The sequence below is a fragment of the Campylobacter sp. CH278 genome (assembly GCF_004378845.1).
In the GTDB taxonomy this organism is placed as follows: domain Bacteria; phylum Campylobacterota; class Campylobacteria; order Campylobacterales; family Campylobacteraceae; genus Campylobacter_D; species Campylobacter_D jejuni.
Window position 1 is genome coordinate 1 of sequence record NZ_RYXZ01000047.1, and the last position, 256, is coordinate 256.

At 30.5% G+C, this 256-nt stretch carries 1 protein-coding gene; it reads right to left on the reverse strand.

What is annotated here, in order from left to right; translation table 11 throughout:
* Positions 1-256: hypothetical protein (locus ELQ04_RS08630; RefSeq protein ID WP_134224549.1), on the reverse strand; the 256-nt coding region annotated here is incomplete at both ends.

Consider the following 256-nt stretch of genomic DNA (forward strand, 5'->3'; position numbering starts at 1 on the left):
TCATAATCCCACCACCAATAATAATCATTTTGATAAATTCTATACTCTAAAGTTTTGCCTGAAACTAAATTTTCTTTTAAATCACTTACAATGGCATAAAAATCGATCGTTTCTCCCTCAGATACATAAGAATTTGTCAAAGCTTTCATTCCCACAAAATAATCATAACGATTTAAATTTACATCCCTAACAGCTTTTACAGATCTGCCACCCTTTTCAAAGACTTCTGAAACAATCCTTGCATTAAAATTGTAAC